This is a genomic window from Streptomyces sp. NPDC058289 (genome assembly GCF_042880975.1).
In the GTDB taxonomy this organism is placed as follows: Bacteria; Actinomycetota; Actinomycetes; order Streptomycetales; family Streptomycetaceae; genus Streptomyces; species Streptomyces stoeckheimensis.
Genome location: NZ_JBHVYI010000063.1, coordinates 33,067 through 51,683 on the forward strand (window position 1 = coordinate 33,067; position 18,617 = coordinate 51,683).

The 18,617-nt window shown below is 73.6% G+C and carries 14 protein-coding genes; 5 read left to right on the forward strand and 9 right to left on the reverse strand.

Annotated features, from left to right (window positions below):
• Nucleotides 1-117 precede the first annotated feature (117 nt).
• The gene (locus ACFVX6_RS28050) at nt 118-1,008 is read left to right on the forward strand and encodes an esterase/lipase family protein (RefSeq protein ID WP_389696021.1); all 891 of its coding nucleotides are present in this window, start codon (nt 118-120) and stop codon (nt 1,006-1,008) included.
• A 16-nt stretch (nt 1,009-1,024) separates the two neighbouring features.
• Here ACFVX6_RS28050 and ACFVX6_RS28055 read toward each other — a convergent pair whose 3' ends face one another.
• The 5 genes from ACFVX6_RS28055 to ACFVX6_RS28075 form a co-directional block, all read right to left on the reverse strand.
• Nucleotides 1,025-1,984: an aldo/keto reductase family oxidoreductase gene (locus tag ACFVX6_RS28055; RefSeq protein WP_389696023.1), complete on the reverse strand. Its 960-nt coding sequence runs from the start codon at nt 1,982-1,984 to the stop codon at nt 1,025-1,027.
• Nucleotides 1,985-1,993: 9 nt separating this feature from the next.
• Entirely contained in the window at nt 1,994-4,000 is a 2,007-nt protein-coding gene (locus ACFVX6_RS28060) for a peroxidase (RefSeq protein WP_389696025.1), read from the reverse strand.
• Nucleotides 4,001-4,086: 86 nt separating this feature from the next.
• Nucleotides 4,087-5,961: a galactose oxidase-like domain-containing protein gene (locus tag ACFVX6_RS28065; protein WP_389696027.1), complete on the reverse strand. Its 1,875-nt coding sequence runs from the start codon at nt 5,959-5,961 to the stop codon at nt 4,087-4,089.
• Nucleotides 5,962-6,029: 68 nt separating this feature from the next.
• Nucleotides 6,030-6,794 (reverse strand): hypothetical protein, encoded by a 765-nt coding sequence (locus ACFVX6_RS28070; protein ID WP_389696029.1) that lies wholly within the window; start codon nt 6,792-6,794, stop codon nt 6,030-6,032.
• 235 nt (nt 6,795-7,029) lie between these two features.
• Nucleotides 7,030-7,521: a GNAT family N-acetyltransferase gene (locus ACFVX6_RS28075; protein ID WP_389696031.1), complete on the reverse strand. Its 492-nt coding sequence runs from the start codon at nt 7,519-7,521 to the stop codon at nt 7,030-7,032.
• A 194-nt stretch (nt 7,522-7,715) separates the two neighbouring features.
• Between ACFVX6_RS28075 and ACFVX6_RS28080 the strand changes: the two genes are divergently transcribed.
• On the forward strand, nt 7,716-8,537 hold the full coding sequence (locus tag ACFVX6_RS28080; RefSeq protein WP_389696033.1) for a hypothetical protein: 822 nt from the start codon (nt 7,716-7,718) through the stop codon (nt 8,535-8,537).
• 112 nt (nt 8,538-8,649) lie between these two features.
• Nucleotides 8,650-9,321 carry a TetR/AcrR family transcriptional regulator gene (locus ACFVX6_RS28085; protein WP_389696035.1) on the forward strand — a complete coding sequence of 224 codons (672 nt, stop codon included), beginning with the start codon at nt 8,650-8,652 and terminating at the stop codon, nt 9,319-9,321.
• Nucleotides 9,322-9,370: 49 nt separating this feature from the next.
• On the opposite strand, the gene ACFVX6_RS28090 is transcribed toward ACFVX6_RS28085, so the two are convergent.
• Nucleotides 9,371-11,272, reverse strand: a complete 1,902-nt coding sequence (locus tag ACFVX6_RS28090; protein WP_389696036.1) for an ATP-binding cassette domain-containing protein — start codon at nt 11,270-11,272, stop codon at nt 9,371-9,373.
• A 473-nt stretch (nt 11,273-11,745) separates the two neighbouring features.
• Here ACFVX6_RS28090 and ACFVX6_RS28095 point away from each other — a divergent pair, with 473 nt between their 5' ends.
• Nucleotides 11,746-13,698 (forward strand): bifunctional metallophosphatase/5'-nucleotidase, encoded by a 1,953-nt coding sequence (locus tag ACFVX6_RS28095; RefSeq protein ID WP_389696038.1) that lies wholly within the window; start codon nt 11,746-11,748, stop codon nt 13,696-13,698.
• Between the two features lie 28 nt (nt 13,699-13,726).
• Here the strand turns inward: ACFVX6_RS28095 and ACFVX6_RS28100 are convergent, their stop codons facing one another.
• Nucleotides 13,727-15,094: a sensor histidine kinase gene (locus ACFVX6_RS28100; RefSeq protein ID WP_389696057.1), complete on the reverse strand. Its 1,368-nt coding sequence runs from the start codon at nt 15,092-15,094 to the stop codon at nt 13,727-13,729.
• Nucleotides 15,095-15,242: 148 nt separating this feature from the next.
• On the reverse strand, nt 15,243-15,920 hold the full coding sequence (locus ACFVX6_RS28105) for a response regulator transcription factor (RefSeq protein ID WP_389696040.1): 678 nt from the start codon (nt 15,918-15,920) through the stop codon (nt 15,243-15,245).
• A 132-nt stretch (nt 15,921-16,052) separates the two neighbouring features.
• Here ACFVX6_RS28105 and ACFVX6_RS28110 point away from each other — a divergent pair, with 132 nt between their 5' ends.
• The gene (locus tag ACFVX6_RS28110) at nt 16,053-16,757 is read left to right on the forward strand and encodes a PepSY domain-containing protein (RefSeq protein ID WP_389696042.1); all 705 of its coding nucleotides are present in this window, start codon (nt 16,053-16,055) and stop codon (nt 16,755-16,757) included.
• A 91-nt stretch (nt 16,758-16,848) separates the two neighbouring features.
• Here the strand turns inward: ACFVX6_RS28110 and ACFVX6_RS28115 are convergent, their stop codons facing one another.
• Nucleotides 16,849-18,489, reverse strand: a complete 1,641-nt coding sequence (locus ACFVX6_RS28115; protein ID WP_389696043.1) for an AMP-binding protein — start codon at nt 18,487-18,489, stop codon at nt 16,849-16,851.
• Nucleotides 18,490-18,617: the final 128 nt, after the last annotated feature.

Below are 18,617 nucleotides of genomic sequence, written 5' to 3' on the forward strand. Positions count from 1 at the left end.
CACCGTGCACAAACGCGGGAGGAAGCATTCTGCGCGTACCGCCAGGGGACAGGGGCGGCGCGCCGGAGCATTCTGTGCAGTCCGACCAGTGCACGACCCCCCGTCAGGAGATGTCGTATGGCCCGCCGTACCCGTGCGTCGCGCACCCGCACCCTGCTCGCCAGGGCCGCCCTCCCGCTGGCCCTCATGATGGGCGTCGCCTTCCCGGCGAACGCCGCCACCGAGGGCGTCACGGGAGGCGGGGTCAACGACTTCTCCTGCCGGCCGAGCGCCGCGCACCCCGAGCCCGTGGTGCTCCTCCACGGCACCTTCGCCACCTGGTACGAGGACCTCAACTTCCTCCAGCTCGACCTCGCCGCCCGCGGCTACTGCACCTTCGCCCTGACCTACGGCGCCTACGACGGCTTCCCGCTGGTCGGCGGCCTCGAGCCGGTGGCCGTCTCGAACCTGGAGATCAAGGAGTACGTGGAGAAGGTGCGCGGCGCGACCGGCGCGGACAAGGTCTCCGTCGTCGGCCACTCCGAGGGCGGGCTCCAGGCCCTCTACCTCGCCAAGATGCAGGGCATCCAGCCCCACATCAAGGCGGTCGTGGCCATCGCTCCCCCGACCCACGGCACGAACGCCGCCGGGCTGCTGGACCTGGGCGACAAGCTGATCGGCCGGGCCACCATGGAGAAGATCGTGACCACCATCGGCATCCCGGTGCTCGCCGACGAGGTCCCCGGCGGGCCCGCGATCCTGGCGCTGAACGACGGTCCGGTGGCCCAGCCCGGGATCGCGTACACCATCATCACCTCGCGCTACGACGAGCTGGTGACCCCGACCGAGACCGCGTTCGTCCGCGAGCCGGGGGTCAAGAACCAGTACGTGCAGGACTTCTGCCCCTTCGACCCGGTGGGCCACATCGGCGAGGCCTACGACCTCAACGTCTGGCACATGGTCCGCAACGCCCTCGACCCGCGCCGGGCCACCCCGATCCTGGTGTGCGCGGTCGGTTCGCCCGGCTAGGCGCGAACGGCACGCCTTAGGGAAGCGGCCCGCCCCGGGCCGTGAGCCACAGGGAGTACCACTCCTCGTGGCCGAGGTCCGGGGCGCGCAGCGCGGCGTCGCGGCAGGCCCGGATGCGCTCGGGGCGGCCGGTGCCGATCACGGGGGCGATCCGGGCCGGGTGGCGTTGCAGCCACCACAGCAGGATCGCCTCCGGCGTCGTGTCCTTCGCCTTGGCCAGGGCGCGCAGGTGCTCGGCGGTCGCGTGCTCCCCCACGCTCGACTCCCTTCCGGTGAAGCGTCCTTGGGCCAGGGCCCCGTAGGCCTGGAGGCGGACTCCGTTCGCCGTGCAGTACTCGACGGTGCCGGCGGGGAAGCCGACGGCAGCCGCGGCCGGGGTGTTCACGAGGACCCCGTCCTCGAGCCAGTCCCGCCGGTGCAGGCTCATCTCCAGCTGGTTGGCGACGAGCGGGAGGTCGAGGTGGCGTTGCAGGTGGGCGCACTGGGCGGCGCTCATGTTGGAGACGCCGAACTGCCGCACGAGGCCCTGGCGGTGCAGCGAGGTGAGTGCCTCGGCGATGTCCGCCGGGTCGGCCAGGGGGTCGGGCCGGTGCAGGAGCAGGACGTCGATGACATCGGTGCGCAGCCGCGTGAGGCTCTCCTCGACGCGGCGGACGATGCTCGCGCCCCGCAGGTCGTAGATGCCGGGGCGGTCGCCTTCGGCGAGCCGGATGCCGCACTTGGTCTGCAGGGTGATGCGCTCGCGCAGGCCGGGGGTGCGGGCGAGCACCTCGCCGAAGACGCCTTCCGCCTTGCCGTGCCGGTAGATGTCGGCGTGGTCGAACATCGTGATCCCGCTGTCGAGGGCGGCCTCGATCACCGCCTCCGCCTCGTCGATGTCCTCGGCCCGGTACGGGCCGGGCTCCCAGCTCCCGCCGAGAGCCATGCAGCCGTAGATCAGCCGGGTGTCGCCTGTCACTGGTGCCGTGATCGCCATGCGGTCACCCTACGAGGCGGAGGCCTTCCACAGCACCCGCTTCCCGTCCAGGATCACCAGCTCTCCGGTGGGGCGCAGCAGCAGGCGTGCGCCGGGGTGGCCGCCGGTCCCGCTGGACCAGACCGTGGCGCCGTCGGCGTCGCGCACGAGCAGTTCGCCGTCCTGGGTGAGCACGGCGTCGTGGCCGACGCCACCGGTGTACGTGCGCCAAGTACGGGTGCCCCGGGTGTCGAGCAGGGCGAGGTCGCCCGAGGCGTCGAGGGTCAGCCGGGCCTTCCCCGCGTCGAGGACGTCGCCGGGGCGCAGGACGGAACCGGTGTGGAACTCGATGGACGCGTCGAGTTCCCCCTTGGCCAGGGCGCGCAGGACGGGGAGGGAGGGGCTGAAGGCGTAGACCGAGCCCTCGGTGCGCACGAACCGGCCGAAGTGGAGGGTGTTGGCCCGGCTGCCGGTGCCGTCCGCCGAGGGGGTCTCGAACGCGATGGGCGAGTCGGGGCCGAGCACCGGGTCGCAGCCGGTGCGTGGGTTGCGCCCGGCCGGGAAGTCCGGCTCGTTCACCCACTTGCGCATCACCAGTTCGAACTGCCCCACCAGGTCCGACTGGTGGCAGACGAAGACCAGCCCGCGCGGGGCCTGCGGACCGTGCTCCTCGCCCAGTTCGGGCTTGTAGACGGGGCCGTACGGGATTCCGCGCCGCATCAGGCGCCGCGCGTCGAGCTCCGCCTGGTTCACCGGGGGACGGCCCGGGGTGAGGACGAGGCCGCCGCGCGGGTTCCCCTTGCGGATGTGCGCGAACAGCGGCATCCGCCAGCCCTGCGGGTCCTGGCTGTAGTCGAGTCCGGCGTCGGGATGCTTGCCCGGCACGGGCAGTTCCTCCGCCGCGGGGCACAGGGAGACCGGCATGCCGCCCGGCCAGCGGCCCATCAGGCGGGCTCCGAGCCATTCCCGGCCGGCGTCGGCGGGAGCGGCGCCGGCGCGCTGGAGATCGGCGAGGCGCAGGGCGACCTGGGTCCACCAGCCGGGCACGTCCTGCGCGAGGCGGCGTACCACCTGGAAGGCGCCGCCGGTGGCCCAGGCGGGCAGGCCGGTGGGGCGCTTGTTCACCCGCTCGGGGCCGACGACGAACTCGCCGGCGGGGATGAGCCGTGTTCCGGGCTTGCCCAGCACGCCGGTGGGGTCGGCCGGATCGGGCTCGTCGAAGCCGCGTACGCCGGGCTGGCTGATGCAGTCGAGGAACCCGAAGTGCTCGTGCCCGCGCAGCGCGCCGGGGAGTGTGGCCCCGTCCTGGCGGAACAGGACCGTCCCGCCGGCCGCGGCCGCGCCCGCGCGGTGTTCGGCGACTGCGGTGGTGAGGCGTTCGGGCTGGTCGGCGGCGAGCGTGAGGACGGCGTGCACCGCGCGGCCGGGCTCCTCGGCGCCGAACAGCCAGGACTGCGGGGCGCTGGTGCCGGTGTCGCCGAGCTGCTGCGCGCGGGCGGCGGAACCCTGGGTGAAGGCCTCGGCGCTGGAGCCGGGCGGAGCGGCGGGGAAGGGTTCCTTGCCCGCGAACAGGCGCAGCCCCGGGTGGGTCAGGCCGATCCCGGTCCACAGGGTGGCCATGGAGGCGGGGTCGGTGCCGCCGCTGCGCCGGCGGGCCCTGCTGAAGGCCCGGTTGAAGCGGGCCACTTCCTCGGTGGTGGAGATCGAGGGCAGCAGGCCGGTCAGCCAGCGCCTGGCCTTGTCGGCGTCGCCGAAGTGGAGGAACAGGAAGCAGGCGTGGTCCTTGCGGAACCCGGCGAGGATGTCGCCCTGGGAGTTTCGGTCGGTGCGCAGCGGGAGGGCTTCGGGGGCCGTGTCCCTCAGTGCGGGCTCCGCGGCCGGGCCCGCCGCCGGGCGGGCCGGGGCCTCGGCGGCCCGGGCCGTGGGCGCGAGGCCCGCGGTGATGCCGGCGGCGGCGAGGGCCGCCGCCTGGACCACGGTCCTACGGGCGGGTCCGGTGTGGGGGCAGCCCGGGGGCGGCGACGGGGCGAGGGCCATCGACTTGCTCCAAGTGGCGAAGGGGCGGGGGACGGGGAGGGAGGGAGGGAGGGAGGGAGGGAGAGAACGCCGGAGATCGGCCGGGTTCAGCGCAGCGGCGCCGCGGGCACTCCGGAGTCGAGCTTGATCCACTGGGCGACGCTGGGCACTCCCTTGGCGTCGAGGAGGAAGAGCATGTAGTAGCCGGGCGGCGCGGCGGCGGCGGTCGGCGGGGCCTGCAGGGTGAGGGTGTCGCCTGCGCGCCGCTTGATCCGCAGTTCCACGTGGCGCTGGCTGGTGTTGACCGCGTGCGTGGCGGTGGTGGGCGCCAGCAGTACGGCCCGCTCGACCTGGTCGGGGGTGCGCGTGGTGACCTCGAAGCGGGTGTCGTGGCCGACGGGGCCGGCGGGCACCTTGCCGAGGGCGGGCCTGGCCCCCTGGTGGAGGTAGGAGGGCTCGTAGATCTCGATGGTGCCGTTCATCCCGTCGGTGATGTCGGCGTCGTTGGCGAGCTGCTGGAGCTCGTCGCCGGTGACCACGACCCGGCCGTCGGGCAGGACCACGGCATTGGAGTGGTAGCCGCGGGGAAGCCGCTGGGCGGGGCCGAGCTTCCAGTTCCCCTGCCCGTCGCGCATCTCGAACTGCCGGTACTTCAGATCGGCGTTGGGGTTCAGGACCCCGTTCCCGTAGTCGCGGATGTCGTATCCGCCGCCCGCCGTCAGCAGCGTTCCGTTCGGCATCAGCAGGGTGTTGTCCTGGGTGCGGCCGAAGGCACGGGGCTTGTCGACGGTCCAGCGGCCTCCGGACAGCTTGTACGTGTTCGGGTCGGTGCGGTCCCCGCCGATGATCAGGGCCGCCTTGGGGCCCTCGTACCCGCCGGGCAGCGGCACGGCTCCCCCGTACAGCCGCATGCTGCCGTCGGGACGGGGCGGCAGGTCGGTGCGGGTCTCCTTGACGGGGTCGAAGGCCCACTGTTCGTCGTGGACCCGGCCGAGCCCGTAGACCAGGCCGTCGCGGAGCGAGAAGAGATGGGGGTAATCGCGGGTGAAGGGGGCCTTCGCCTTGAACGGGCCGACCGGGACGTCGCGCGGGACGTCCGTCTTCTCCCGGGGCACGGGGTGCGCGAGGGCGGGGAAGCGCTCCACGAGCGGGGTCGGGGTGCCCCAGCCCAGCTCGGACTGGCCGGACATGATGAGCTGGCGGCCGTCCGCGGCGGTCACCACGGAGGGGTACCAGCGCCCGGTGGCCATGTCCTGGTTGCGGCTCCAGGTCTCCGTCCACGGGTCGAAGACCAGCGAGAGCTTGGCGCCGCTGCCTCCGTTGGAGCCGAGGTTGCCGCCGAAGACCCCGAGCATGCCGTTGGGCAGGAAGGAGTGGCCGGAGCAGAAGAACGGTGCGGGGCGCGGCGAGTCGGTCCCGTCGGGCATGTCGACCACCGGCGGGGTGACCTTGGTGAACGCCGCCGCGCCGGTGCCCTTGGCCGGGTCCCAGAGGAAGGCGCGGCCGGCGTTGGTGGCGCCGATGATGTTGGTGGGGGCGGGTTCCTTGGTGGGGTTGGTCTCGATCCGCTCGAAGGAGAAGAGCAGCACCTTGCCGGTGGGCAGCAGCGCGATGTGGGCGGCGAAGTCCGGCGAGTCGAAGTACTCCTTGAACACGCCGTACTTCTCCGGCGCCAGCCCGGCGTTGGCCTCGGCCTGGGACTCGGTGAGGGCCTTCAGGCGGGCGCGGCGGGTGGTGTCGGGGTAGTCGGCGGCGTCCCGCAGCGCGAGGCGGGTCCGGGCGTGCTCCTCGGCGTGGTCCTCACCGAGGCTCAGCCGCTCGTCCGCGCTGATCTCGCGGCGCACCCGCTCGGGGGCGACGTACGGTGCCGGCCGCGCGGCGTCCGGATCGTACGGCGCTTCGTGCGCGGCCGCGGGGCCCGCGGGGAGCAGGCCGAGGAGGGTGCCTGCGACCAGGGCGCGGGCGACTCCGGGACGGAACATGGGGAACCCTTACGTGGGGGAAAGGGGAAGCGGGAGGGGGGAAGCGGGAGGGGGGGAAGCGGGGTGTCTCAGATGCCGTGGGCGGTCACGAAGGCCATCCGGCGCAGTGCCTCGTGGAAGGCGGCGGGCTCGATGTGGACGCCCGAGGCGTAGGCGTGGTTGAGCTGGAGGACCAGCCAGACGCCGTACCCGCAGATGCCGCCGAGCGCGGCGATGCCGAGGACCCCGCGCAGGCCCTTGGGCCAGCCGATCAGGACCAAGAAGGCCACCGAGAGGACGGCCGCGCCGATCAGGGTGACCACCATGATGGCCGGCAGCCCGCCCTGGATGTCCGCCACCCGGACGCGGCGCTGTGCGAGCAGCCGGGTGACCGCGTCCCGCGCGTCGTCGACTGCCTTCGGCGGGGTCTCCGCGGGGGCCTTGGCGACCAGTTGGTAGAGCCCGTAGGCCATGGCCCAGGTCTCCTCGTCGGTCTCGCCCTCGCGCATCCTGGGCCACTCGCGGTCGATGACCATGTGGGCGTACTTCTCGGAGTGGCCGCGCACCTCGGCCTTGGTGGCGGCCGGCATCCGGTCGGCGGCGAGGTAGAGGTCTATCAGCGCGCCGGCTTCCGCGTAGTTGCCCTTGCGCGCGACGGCCAGCTCCTGGGCGGAACTCACCATCAGGAAGGCCAGGGTGAGGATGAAGAAGGAGAAGACCACTCCCGCGGCGGTGCCGACGGCGGGACCCACGTCCGGCATCGTGCGGTTGCGTGCCACGTGGTGGCCGAGCTTCGCGGCGCCCATCGCGACGAGGGCGGCGCACAAGACGGAGAGGACGGCGGCGACAGCCATGGGGCCGGGGACTCCTCAGTGCGGGGGCCGACGGGCAGCGCGCGCTGCCGGTGATCAACACACTCGGTGATCAACGCCGTGCGCGCGCGCCGGGGCCACCGATGGGGTGACGGGTCCCTGGCGGGCCGTCACCCGTACGCACCAGACCCGGGGCTGTCGCCCCGTCGGGGCGGGGCGGAGGGCCGGAGGGGCAGCGGGCCGGAGGGGCAGAGGGCCGGCGGCCGGGCCGGACCGGTCAGTCCTCTGCCGTGAGTGCCCGCCGGTAGGTCAGCCCGGGGCAGCCGTCCAGCACGGTCTCCCCCACCACCGTGAACCCGGTCCGCCGGAGCACCGCCGCCGATGCCGGGTTGTCCAGGGCCGCGGACGCGGTGAGGACGCCGAGCCCGTACTCCGTGGCGGCGATCCGGCAGACCTCCCGTACGGCCGCGGTGGCCGCGCCGCGGCCCGCCGCCCCTTCGCCGATCCGGTAGCCGAGGTCGGCGGCGCCGTCCGCCAGGTCCACCAGGTTGACGCGTCCGATCAGCTCCCCCGCACCGTCCAGCACCACGTGGAAGCGGCACGCGCCCGTGTCCTGTTCCGCGAGCAGGGCGCGGTGTCGGTCGGCGAACTCCGCGAAGTACGCGTCCCCGCGGTCCGGTACGGAGCGGGCGAAGTACGCCCGGTTGTCCCGCTCGAAGGCCAGCAGGGCGTCTTCGTGATCGGCCCGCAGGCGTTCGAGTCGCAGCATGCCAGGCAGGATATACGGGCTGCTCGGACGGGCGCCGCGAGTTTTCGGGTGGCCTCTCGGGGAGCCTTCCGGGGGACATCGCGACGGGGCGGTGGGGCCCGAATTCTTCGCTCCCCGTCCGGGAGTTGTGCAAGCGTTGGGGCGACCGGGTCCTGTCCGGGGGGCGGGGACGACAACGGAGCAAGGGGTGGGGAATGAAGGCAGCAGCAGTCACCACGAGCATCGCGGCGGCCGTGATCGTGACGGCGGGCCTGAGCGGCTGTACGGCCGGGGCCTCGGTGGGCAAGAAGGCGGCGGACTCGGCGGAGACGCTGGTCGCGAGGCTCACGAAGGCCTCGGACGAGGCCTCCAAGGCGGGCTCGGCCGAGATCGAGATGAACGTGACGATGCCCGACACGGGCGGCAAGCCGGTCCAGGTGAACGGCACCTACTCCTGGGGCAACGGCCTCGCGATGGAAGCCGAGATGCCGGCCGCGGACCTCCAGATGCAGGACCTGGTCGCCGACGGCACGATCACGTACCGGCTCGTCCAGGGGGCGTACTACTACGGCATCGATCCGGCGCCGAGCGGCCCCTTCGCGGGCAAGACCTGGCTGAAGATCGAGGCCTCGGCCGTGCTGGGCGCGCAGGGCGCCGCCGGGATGAGCGCGGGCAACAACGACCCGACGGCCGGACTGAAGTCGCTCAAGTGGGCCGGCAACATCACCGAGGTCGGCCGGGAGGACGTCAACGGCAAGAGCTCCGTCCACTACCGGGCCACGATTCCGGTGGACAAGATGGGCGACGCCAAGGCGGTCTTCGGCGCAGTGGGCGGGGGCGGTGCGACCGAGCTCGTCTCGGACGTCTGGGTCGACGACAAGGGCATGCCCTCGCGGCTGAACCAGGTCTTCGGAAACGTCACCGTCAACATCGACTTCCTGTCCTTCGGCGTGGCGAAGGACATCGCGGTCCCCTCGGCCGCCGACACGGCCGACATCACCGAGGCCGTCAAGAAGGGCGGCGCGGCGCAGGGCTGACCCGGGCCGGTGCCGGGGCCGGGCACGCGGTGCGTACCGAACGGTTCGGTTCCTAGACTGGCCCCGGCACTCACCTCCCCCACGCCACCCCGCAGGTACGAAGGACTCCCCCATGGAAGCCGAAACGGCGAACACCACCGACGCCTATGGCATCCCGGTCATCCCCGCGTCCTCCGACGCCGTCCGGCGCAAGCGCCGGGCGATCGTCGACGCGGCCGCCGCGGAGTTCCTCGCCGAGGGGTACGCGGGCGCCTCCATGGACGCGATCACCAGCCGCTCGGGGGTCTCCAAGGCGACGCTCTACAAGCATTTCGGCACCAAGGAGCGACTGTTCCTCGCCGTCATCGGCGGCATCCTGCGCGAGACCTACGCCGGCCTCGAACCGGACGGCTCCGCCCTGGTGGAAGCCGCCGATCTGCGCGCCGCCCTGATCGCCCTCACCGGTGGCTGGGCCACGCTCCTGCTGCGCCCCGACATCATGACGCTGCGCCGCCTGGTGATCGGGGAGACCGGCCGCTTCCCCCAGCTGGGCCGGCTCTGGTACCGGGTCACGTACGACATGTACAACGGGCCCCTCGTCGAGGCCTTCAGCGAACTCGACCGGTGCGGAAGGCTCCACGTCGCGGACCCCGAGCTCGCCGTCCGGCAGCTCGTCGCCGCCACCGTCGGCGTCCCCCAACTGGCGCACACCTTCGCGCCCGGCACCGAGACCGACCCGGCGGAGCTGACCCGCGTCGTCGCCTCGGGGGTCGACCTCTTCCTGGCCCGCTACGCCGCTCCATAGCCGCGGCGGTGCAGGGCCCCGCTCCGGTCGTCCGGAGCGGGGCGCACGGTCAGCGGTCCTGGGAGAGCCCGTACAGCTCGGCGAACGTGCCGTCGAGGGCGGTCAGTTCGGCGAACGTACCGGTCTCGATGACCCGGCCCTTGTCCAGGACGATGATCCGGTCGGCCAGGCGGCAGTTCTCCATCCGGTGGGTGACGATCATGGTGATCCGGTCCTCCTTCATCCCCTGCAGGCCGGTGAAGATCTGGTGTTCCCCGCGGGCGTCCATCGCCGAGGTGGGCTCGTCCATGATCAGCAGCCGGGGCCGGCGGTGGAAGGCGCGGGCGCACGCCAGGCGCTGCCACTGCCCCCCGGAGAGTTCGTGGCCGCCCCACAGCGAGCGGGCCAGGAGCGTGTCGAGTCCGTGCGGGTAGCCCTGGACCGCCTCGCGCATGCCGACCGCGTCGAGCGCGTCCCACACGGCGTCCTCACCCCGCGCGTCGGGTTGCCCCAGGGTGATGTTGTCGCGCACCGTGAACGGCCACTGCGCGTAGGACTGGGCGACCAGCCCGACGTGGGTCCACAGGGTGCGCTGGTCGTGCGCGCGGGTGGGGGTGCCGTCCCAGTACGCCTCCCCGTCGCTCGGGACCGTGAGGCCGGTCAACAGCCGGATGAGGGTGGACTTCCCGGCGCCGTTCTCGCCGACGACGGCGATGATCTCACCGCGGGAGAGCGACAGGCTGACCGGGCCGAGCGCCGGAGTGTCCTTGCCCGGGTAGGTGTACGAGGCGTTCTCCAGGCTGACCTTCTCCGGCGGCCCCGCCTCCACGCGGCCCCGGGTGACGGCCAGTTCGCGGGCCTGCTCCAGGAAGAGGCGGTAGTCCTCGAGGTAGAGGGCGTGCTGGAACATGGCGGCGCCGTAGACCACCAGGCTGGACAGGGCGGAGGCCGAGGTCCGCATGGCGACGATGGCGGTGCCGGCTGCCGCCAGGGCCATGGAGCCGGCCAGGACCAGGGCGGCCAGCGCGGCCCAGGTTCCGAGCTGGAAGAGGCCGCCGAGGGCCGCGGCGAGGAGCGAGACCCGCAGGTGGCGCGGGGCGGAGCCGACGAGTTTGGCGTCGATGCGGGCGCAGACCGCGGCGTACCAGGCGTGCGCGTGGGGACGCATGGAATTGCAGCGCAGCTCGTCGCCGAGCTTGTGGGTGGTGAGGTACCAGCGCATCATCCCGCGGACGTTGCGGGAGGCGATCGTCTCGTTGTGGAGGGCGTAGTCCAGGCGGGCGGCGAAGACGGCGCCCGCGCCGCGCGGGACGACGGAGAGCAGGAGCAGCGGCATCAGGACGGGGTGGACGACGGCGAGGACCCCGGCCACCGCCACCAGGTTGACCAGGCCGTTGGTGAAGGCCATCGCGTCCTTGACGAGCATGGAGGACCGGGCCGCGCCGATCTCGGCCGCCTCCGAGCGGTCGGAGAAGGCGGGCTCGTCGTAGGCGGATACCTCCACGTCCATGTGGGCGTCGACCATGTCCAGGTCGGCCGTCGTGGCCAGGCGCGGGGTGAGCCGGCGGGCCGCGCCGCCGGCGACGATCTGGGCCGTCGTACCGACCCCGGCCGCGACGGCGGCGACGGCCAGCGGCCGGGCGGCGTCCGCGATGCGCTCGCCCGCGCCACCGCCGGTCAGGAGCGGGCCCATCGCTTCGGCGACGGCCCCGAGGGAGGCTGCCGTACAGACCCCGGCGAGGATCTGGCCCGCCAGCAGCAGGGTCGCGGAGGCGGGGTCGAGGCGCCAGGCCATCCGCGCGGTCTGCGCGAGGGCGGCGGGCAGCCGTGCGGCCATCTCCCGGAGCGAGAGCTGCTCCATGGCCTCCTGGTGGGCGCCGTGGGCGAACGTGAACTCGGGTGGGTCGGCGGGCGCCCGATCACCTGGTGCCACCGGTTTGCCCTGGGTGCTCCCTGCCGTCTCCTCAGCCACGTGCAGCTCCTTCACGTCGTCGTCGAACAGCGGCGTTCCCCGCCGGACGGCGCCGCTCCGCGGCATGGCGGAGCGGGGCCGCGGTGCGTCCCGGGGGAACCCTCGTCGAGTGGTTGGATGGTCGAGTGAGGGAGTACATCCGAGCCCGGAGCGCGGAGTAACGAGAACCGGCCTTCGTCGCCGACCGGCGGGAACGGGCGCGCGGGGCACCCGGGGACGGGGGTCCGGAGCGGGCACGGGGGCCAGAACGGCCTGATCCCGACGGAGCGCGGAGGAAAGGCCTTGCACGCCCCCGGCTCACGCCGGGAGCCGGGTCTGCAAGGGTCCCGGAGGAGGGGCGTTCGTCACCGGGGTGAAGTTCCCCGGAATTTCGCCCCGGTGACGAATGCCGCGCCACGGACGGTCATCGGGCGCGTACAGACTGCTTCCGAGCGTGCGGGAGTTGACCCGCCGGCGGATCGGGGGCGGCGCTGATGGAGCGGTTCGGCCGGCGCCGGTTCCTGGCCCGGGCCGCCGGAGCCGCCGGGGCCTTCGGCGTCAAGGCGCTCACCGGCGCCGCGGCGGTCGCCACCGGCGCGGCGCAGGACGCCGCGAGCGCGGCCGGGTACGTGGACGTACAGCTACTGCACATCACCGACCTGCACGGCTACCTCTCCGCTCCCCCGGCCCGGGATTCCGTCATCACCGGCGCGGGCGGCCGTACGTACGCGGTCGGCGGGGTCGCCTACATGGCCACCCATCTGGCCCGGTTGCGGGCCGGACGGGCCAACTCCTTCTTCTTCGCGCCGGGCGACCTGTTCTCCGGCTGGGAGTTCCCCGCCTTCACCCTCGCCGACGAGCCGACCATCGAGGCACTGAACCGGCTCGGCCTGGACTTCGCGACCGCCGGCAACCACGAGTTCGACCGCACGCCCGGCTTCCTGCGCCGGCACATGGAGCAGGGGGTCCCCTATGAGGGAGCGGGGCTGACCAACGCGTTCCCGGACTCGGGCGGCGCCCCTTTCCACGGCGCCGACTTCCGCTACTACAGCGCCAACGCCGTGTCCGCGGCGAGCGGGGAGACGGTGCTCCCGCCGTACAACATCGAGTACGTGGACGCGCCGGGCGGGCAGCGGCTGCCCATCGGGTTCATCCACCTGACGGCCGTCGGCACCGAGACCTTCGGGAACTCCTTCCAGCCCGGCCTGACCACGCTGGACCAGCTCGCCTCCGCCAACCTCTGCGCCGCCCGGCTCAAGGCACTCGGGGTGGGCGCCATCGTGCTGAGCATGCACGACGGGGCGGTGGCGGGCAGCGACTTCGATTCCGGCAGCGAACCCAGCGGTCCGGCCTACGAGCTGGCGCTGCGCGTGTCCCCGGACATCGACGCGATCGTGACCGGCCACTGGCACTGCGCCTTCAACATGATGCTCCCGGGTCCCGACGGACGGCCGAGGCCCTTCGTCGAGGCCGGCTGCCACGGGCAGATCATCGGCGAGATCACCCTGCGGCTCGACCCCGGCAACGGTACGGTCGTCCGCGCCCTCACCAGCTCCGTCAACCACCCCAACACCCGTGACGTGGACCCCGATCCGGTGCTCAAGGAGGTCGTCGACCACTGGACCGTCTCCGCGCAGCGGCACGGGGCGGGCGTCATCGGACGCCAGCGCGCCTCCTTCCGCCGCCGGCTCTCCCCGGCCGGGGAGTCCACCATGGGCAACCTCGTCGCCGACTGGGCGCTGTGGGCCGCCCGTCAGGCGCCCGACTCCTTCGACACCAGCCCCCGGCCCGCGCGCTCCGGCGCGGACCTGGCGCTCATCGCGGTCGCCCCGCGCGTGGGCCGCAGCGTGATCAACACCGACCTGCTCGCCGGTGCCGCCCTGGACGACCCGGTCAGCTTCGAGCGGGCTTGGCGGGCCGTCGGCTACGGGTGCCCCCTGGTCAGCGCCGAGGTGAGCGGGCGCAGGCTCCACGACGCCCTGGAGCAACAGTGGGCGCTGGACGCCTCCGGCGTGCTCACGTACGCCCCGCTCGCGGTGTCGGACAACGTCCGGTACTCCTTCGACGCGGCGGGGCCCGTCGGGGACCGGGTGGCCCCGGGCGACGTGCTCGTCGACGGTGCTCCGCTGCGGCCGGAGGCCTCGTACCGGGTCGTGACCACCTCGTACACGCTCACCGGGCAGGACGGCTACCCGGCCCTCGGTGACTACCGGGAGCCGGCCCGCCACCGGCGGGACACGGACAGCTTCCCGGCGTACGTCTCGGCCCTCGGCACCCTGGAGGCCGTCTCCACGGGCCGGGTCTCCGTGAAACCCGCTCCGCTCTTCGACCCCCCGGGCCGCGAAGGCCTGCTGCTGACCCCGCCCGATCCGGTACCGGGGGTGCCCGCGCCCGTTGCGGCGGAGGAGGAGGCCGCACGGGACGCGGGACGCCGGCCGGTCTGCTGAGCGGGCACCGTCGGGATCCCGGGCACGGTCAGGGAGCCAGCGGGAGCGTGGCGACCAGGCGGGCCCCCTTCGGGGAGTCCCGGACGGCGAGGGTGCCCCCGAGGCGCAGGGCGATGTCGCGGGCGATGGCCAGGCCCAGGCCGGTGCCGCCCTCGTCGCGGGCGCGGGCGTCGTCGAGCCGGGTGAAGCGTTCGAAGACCCGTTCGCGCTCGGCGGGCGCGATGCCCGCGCCGTCGTCGGTCACTTCGAGGACGGCCTCGCCCCGGGACTCGTCCACGCGCAGGGCGACGGTGACGTGCTGTTCGGCGTGGCGGCCGGCGTTGTCCAGCAGGTTGGTGACGAGCCGCGACAGCCAGATCGTGCTGCCGCGGACCGCGATCCCGGGGGCGATGTCTGCCCGGACGGGCACCCGCTCGCCCCTGCGCGTACGGGCCGCTTCGCGGACCACCTCCGTGAGGTCGACGGCGGCGGCCGGCGGCGGCTCCGAGGTGTCGAGCCGGGCCAGCAGGAGCAGGTCGGCCGCCAGGTCCTGGAGCCGTACGGTGTCCTCCAGCGCGCCGCTGACCAGCTCGCCCCACAGCTCGGGATCCGGGTGGGCCTGCGCGACCTCCAGCTGGGTCCGGAGCACCGTGATCGGGCTGCGCAGTTCGTGCGAGGCGTCCGCGATGAAGCGGCGCTGGCGGATGCCGGCGGCCTCCAGCCGGTCCAGGGTGGCGTTCATGGTGACGGCGAGCCGGGCCACCTCGTCGCGGGTGGCCGGAACGGGCACCCGGCGGTGCAGTTCGCGGTCGCCGATCTCGGCGACCTCGGCACGGATCGCCTCCACGGGACGCAGGGCCCAGCCGGTGACCCGCCAGGTGATCAGGGCCACGACCAGGACGAGCAGCGGGACCACGAAGGCCAGCACCGCCATGATGGTCTCGTCGGCGGTGTCGGCGTCCCGCAGCGAGGTCCCCGCGTAGACGGTGACCAGGCCCTTCGCGGTGACGGTGGTGACCTGCACGACGCGCTGGCGGTGCTCCTGGCGGACCCGGCCGCCCTTCCAGGTGTCGCGGACCGTGCCGGGTGCGACGGGTGGTTCGGGGACGAGGGCGGGGCGGCCGCGGAGGTTGGGGCTGGCCGCGATGACGCGGCCCTGCGCGTCGACGACCTGGACGAAGTCCGTGCCGCGGCCCGGGGGCGGCACGGGGTCCAGCCGGCCGGTCGCGGCCAGCGCGGCCACCCTGACGGCATGCTGTTCGGCGTCGGCCTGGGCGCTCCTGGTCATGTTGGTCTCCAGAGCCCCGAGCAGGGCGAAGGAGGCCACGCCGAGGGCCAGCGCCACCACCGCGGAGGCCCCGAGGGTGGCCTGAGCCCGGACCGACCGAGGGCGAAGCCGGGCCGCGGCCCGGCGCAGCCGGTACGGGAACTCGCGCAGCCGGTACGCCACCGCGCGCGGGCCGTACGCCGCCACGCGCGGCCGGTCACGGTCCTCGCCGGGCCGGCCCCGATCCTCGCCGGGCCGGTCCCGGTCCTCGTGGGGCCGGTCCCGGTTCTCGTCGGGCTCAGCCACCGTCGGCCGCCAGCCGGTATCCGGCGCCCCGGACGGTCTCCACCGCTGCCCGGCCGAAGGGCGCGTCTATCTTCCGGCGCAGGGCGCTGACGTGGACCTCCACGACGTTGAGGTCCCCTTCGTAGGCGGTGTCCCAGACGTGGTCGAGGATGTCCCGCTTGGGTACGACCTCGCCGGCCCGGCGCGCCAGGTGCAGCAGGACGGCGAACTCGCGCGCGGTCAGCCGGGCTTCGACGCCGCCGCGCGTGCAGCGCTGCCGGGCCGGGTCGACGAGGAGGTCGCCGAACTCCATGACCTGCGGGCTGCGGCGGCCGGTGCGCCGGATCAGGGCCCGCAGGCGGGCCACGAGGACCACGTAGGAGAAGGGCTTGGAGAGGAAGTCGTCGGCTCCGGTGTCCAGCGCCTCCGCCTCGTCGTACTCGCCGTCCTTGGCGGTGAGCATGAGGATGCCGGACTCGCAGCCGGCCGCGCGCAGCCTGGCGCAGACCCGGTAGCCGTTCAGGCCGGGCAGCATGATGTCGAGCACGATGGCGTCGTAGTCGTGTTCGCCGGCCATCCACAGGCCTTGCGGGCCGTCGTGTGCCGTGTCCACAGTGAAGCCCTCGGCCCGCAGACCACGTTGCAGGGCGGCGGCCAGCCGCCGCTCGTCCTCGACCACCAGTACGCGCATGGGGCAAGGTTCTCAGGTCGCGCCGCCGGCTTGCTGAAGGGTTCTTCAGCTCGCTTCAGCGGGGCTTCAGCATCCTGCTCGCAGGATCGGCCGAGCCGGGCACGTGGCCCGGAGAACGCGAGGAGCTTTCAGATGACTCAGTCCAGTCCGCAGCCGCCCCAATTCCCCCCGGCCGCTGTTCCCGGGGAGGGTGGCGGCGAGGGCGAGGGCAACCTCGCCCCGGCCGGCAAGGCGGCGGGGCGCGGCGCCCGGATCGCCCGCTTCACCCGGTTCGCCCGTGAGGGCCGGGGACGCTGGGTGGCGCTCGGGCTCGTGGTGGTGGCGTCCGCCGGAGCGGGGGCGGCGGCGGTGGCCGTGACGGACCACGAGCACGATGTCCGCCGCACGCGCGCGGAGCGGATGTGGGACCGGTTCGACGTCGAGCGGGAAGGCGGCGGTATGACGGCTCCGCTGCCCGCGCGCCCGGGGAAGCCGGGCGAGCCCGGCAAGCCCGGCCTGCGGGGTCAGAAGGGCGAGCGGGGTGCCTTCCCGCCGGACGGACCGGGGCGGCCCGGGACGACCGACGGCGAGGAGGGGTTCGTCGTGGACGGGCCCGGCCGGGCCCCCGTACCGCTGCCCGCGCTGCCGGCGGCCCAGGCCCTGGAGAAGGCGGAGGCCGCCGTGCCCGGCGGCAAGGCCGAGGCGCTGCGCGTGATCGCCCAGGAGGGCGGCGGGAGCGCCTGGCGCGTGGTGGTCCTCGGCTCCGACGGGGTCCGGCACGCCGTGACCCTGGCCGGCGCCGACGGCGCGGTCACGAGCAACACGGTCGCGGGGAAGGGCGCCGGGGCGGCCCGCTGAGCGGGTGCGGGCTCCGCCCGCCCGGTGTCCCGTACCGCAGCGACGGTGGCGGTACGGGGCACCGGGCGGGCCGGTCGCCGGTGCGCCTGCGTCAGGAGGGAAGGCCCAGCAGCCGGGCCGCGGTCTCCCGCATCTCGATCTTGCGGATCTTGCCCGTCACCGTCATGGGGAACTCCTCCACGACGTGGACGTAGCGCGGGATCTTGAAGTGGGCCAGCCGGCCCTCGCAGTACGCGCGCACGGCCGCCGCGGTCAGCGGCTCGGCGCCCTCGCGCATCCGCACCCACGCCATGAGCTCCTCCCCGTACTTCGGGTCGGGCACGCCGATGACCTGGACGTCCATGACGTCGGGGTGGGCGTGCAGGAACTCCTCGATCTCGCGCGGGTACAGGTTCTCTCCGCCTCGGATCACCATGTCCTTGATCCGGCCGGTGATGCTCAGGTACCCGTCCCCGTCCATGACGGCGAGGTCTCCGGTGTGCATCCAGCGGGCCGCGTCGACGGCCTCGGCGGTGCGCTCGGGCTGGTCCCAGTAGCCGAGCATGACGGAGTAGCCCCGGGTGCACAGTTCGCCCGGTTCGCCGCGCGGGACGGTACGGCCGGTGGCCGGGTCGACCACCTTGACCTCCAGATGCGGTCCGACCCGGCCCACGGTCGAGACGCGGCGCTCCACGGAGTCGTCCACGCGGGTCTGGGTGGAGACCGGCGAGGTCTCCGTCATGCCGTAGCAGATGGACACCTCGCGCATGCCCATCCGGTCGATGACCTCCTTCATCACCTCGACCGGACAGGGCGAGCCCGCCATGATGCCCGTGCGCAGGCTGGAGAGGTCGTAGGTCTCGAAGTCCGGGTGGGCCAGCTCGGCGATGAACATGGTGGGGACCCCGTAGAGGGAGGTGCAGGCCTCCGCCTGGACGGCGGCCAGGGTGGCCCCCGGGTCGAAGGCGGGCGCGGGGATGACCATGGCAGCGCCGTGGCTGGTGCAGGCGAGGTTCCCCATGACCATGCCGAAGCAGTGGTAGAAGGGCACCGGGATGCAGACCCGGTCCAGCTCCGTGTAGTGGCACAACTCGCCCACGAAGTAGGCATTGTTGAGGATGTTGTGGTGCGAGAGGGTCGCACCTTTGGGGAAGCCGGTCGTCCCAGAGGTGTATTGGATGTTGACCGGGTCGTCGGGGCTCAGCGCGGACTGGGCGCGCAGCAGTTCGGCCCGGTCGGCGCGGCGGCCGCGTTCCGGGAGGGAGTTCCAGAGCGGACCGTCGAGCAGGGCGATGAACTCCAGGTCCGGGCACCGCGGCCCGACCTCCTCGATCATGGCCGCGTAGTCGGAGGTCTTGAACCGGTCCGCCGCCACCAGCAGCCGGATACCGGACTGGCGCAGGACGTACTCCAGCTCGTGGGACCGGTAGGCCGGGTTCACGGTGACGAGGACCGCGCCGATCCTGGCGGTGGCGTACTGCACCATCGTCCACTCGGGGCGATTGGGTGCCCAGATGCCGACCCGGTCCCCCTTGACGATCCCGAGGTCCAGCAGGCCGAGCGCGAGGGCGTCCACCTCAGCGGCGAACTCCGCGTACGTCCACCGGCGCCCGGAGGCCATGTCGACGAGGGCGTCACGGCCGGGGAACCTGCGGACGGTGCGGTCCAGGTTCTCGCCGATGGTGTCGCCCAGCAGCGGCACCTCGCCGGCCCCGGACGCGTAACTCGGCTCGACGGACGACGCGGACTGCACGGACGGCACGGACGGCACATGGACCCCCTGGGCTCGGTGGCGCGCGCCGGGGCCCCATCGCTCCGGCACCCCCTCATGATCCACGCGACCCACGGCCGGGGCCAGACCCCCCGTGGCCGGGACCGCGG

Coding starts and splice junctions, on each gene's coding strand:
- ACFVX6_RS28050 (WP_389696021.1), top strand. CDS start 118: ATGGCCCGCCGTACCCGTGCGTCGCGCACCCGCACCCTGCTCGCCAGG.
- ACFVX6_RS28055 (WP_389696023.1), bottom strand. CDS start 1,984: ATGGCGATCACGGCACCAGTGACAGGCGACACCCGGCTGATCTACGGC.
- ACFVX6_RS28060 (WP_389696025.1), bottom strand. CDS start 4,000: ATGGCCCTCGCCCCGTCGCCGCCCCCGGGCTGCCCCCACACCGGACCC.
- ACFVX6_RS28065 (WP_389696027.1), bottom strand. CDS start 5,961: ATGTTCCGTCCCGGAGTCGCCCGCGCCCTGGTCGCAGGCACCCTCCTC.
- ACFVX6_RS28070 (WP_389696029.1), bottom strand. CDS start 6,794: ATGGCTGTCGCCGCCGTCCTCTCCGTCTTGTGCGCCGCCCTCGTCGCG.
- ACFVX6_RS28075 (WP_389696031.1), bottom strand. CDS start 7,521: ATGCTGCGACTCGAACGCCTGCGGGCCGATCACGAAGACGCCCTGCTG.
- ACFVX6_RS28080 (WP_389696033.1), top strand. CDS start 7,716: ATGAAGGCAGCAGCAGTCACCACGAGCATCGCGGCGGCCGTGATCGTG.
- ACFVX6_RS28085 (WP_389696035.1), top strand. CDS start 8,650: ATGGAAGCCGAAACGGCGAACACCACCGACGCCTATGGCATCCCGGTC.
- ACFVX6_RS28095 (WP_389696038.1), top strand. CDS start 11,746: ATGGAGCGGTTCGGCCGGCGCCGGTTCCTGGCCCGGGCCGCCGGAGCC.
- ACFVX6_RS28105 (WP_389696040.1), bottom strand. CDS start 15,920: ATGCGCGTACTGGTGGTCGAGGACGAGCGGCGGCTGGCCGCCGCCCTG.
- ACFVX6_RS28110 (WP_389696042.1), top strand. CDS start 16,053: ATGACTCAGTCCAGTCCGCAGCCGCCCCAATTCCCCCCGGCCGCTGTT.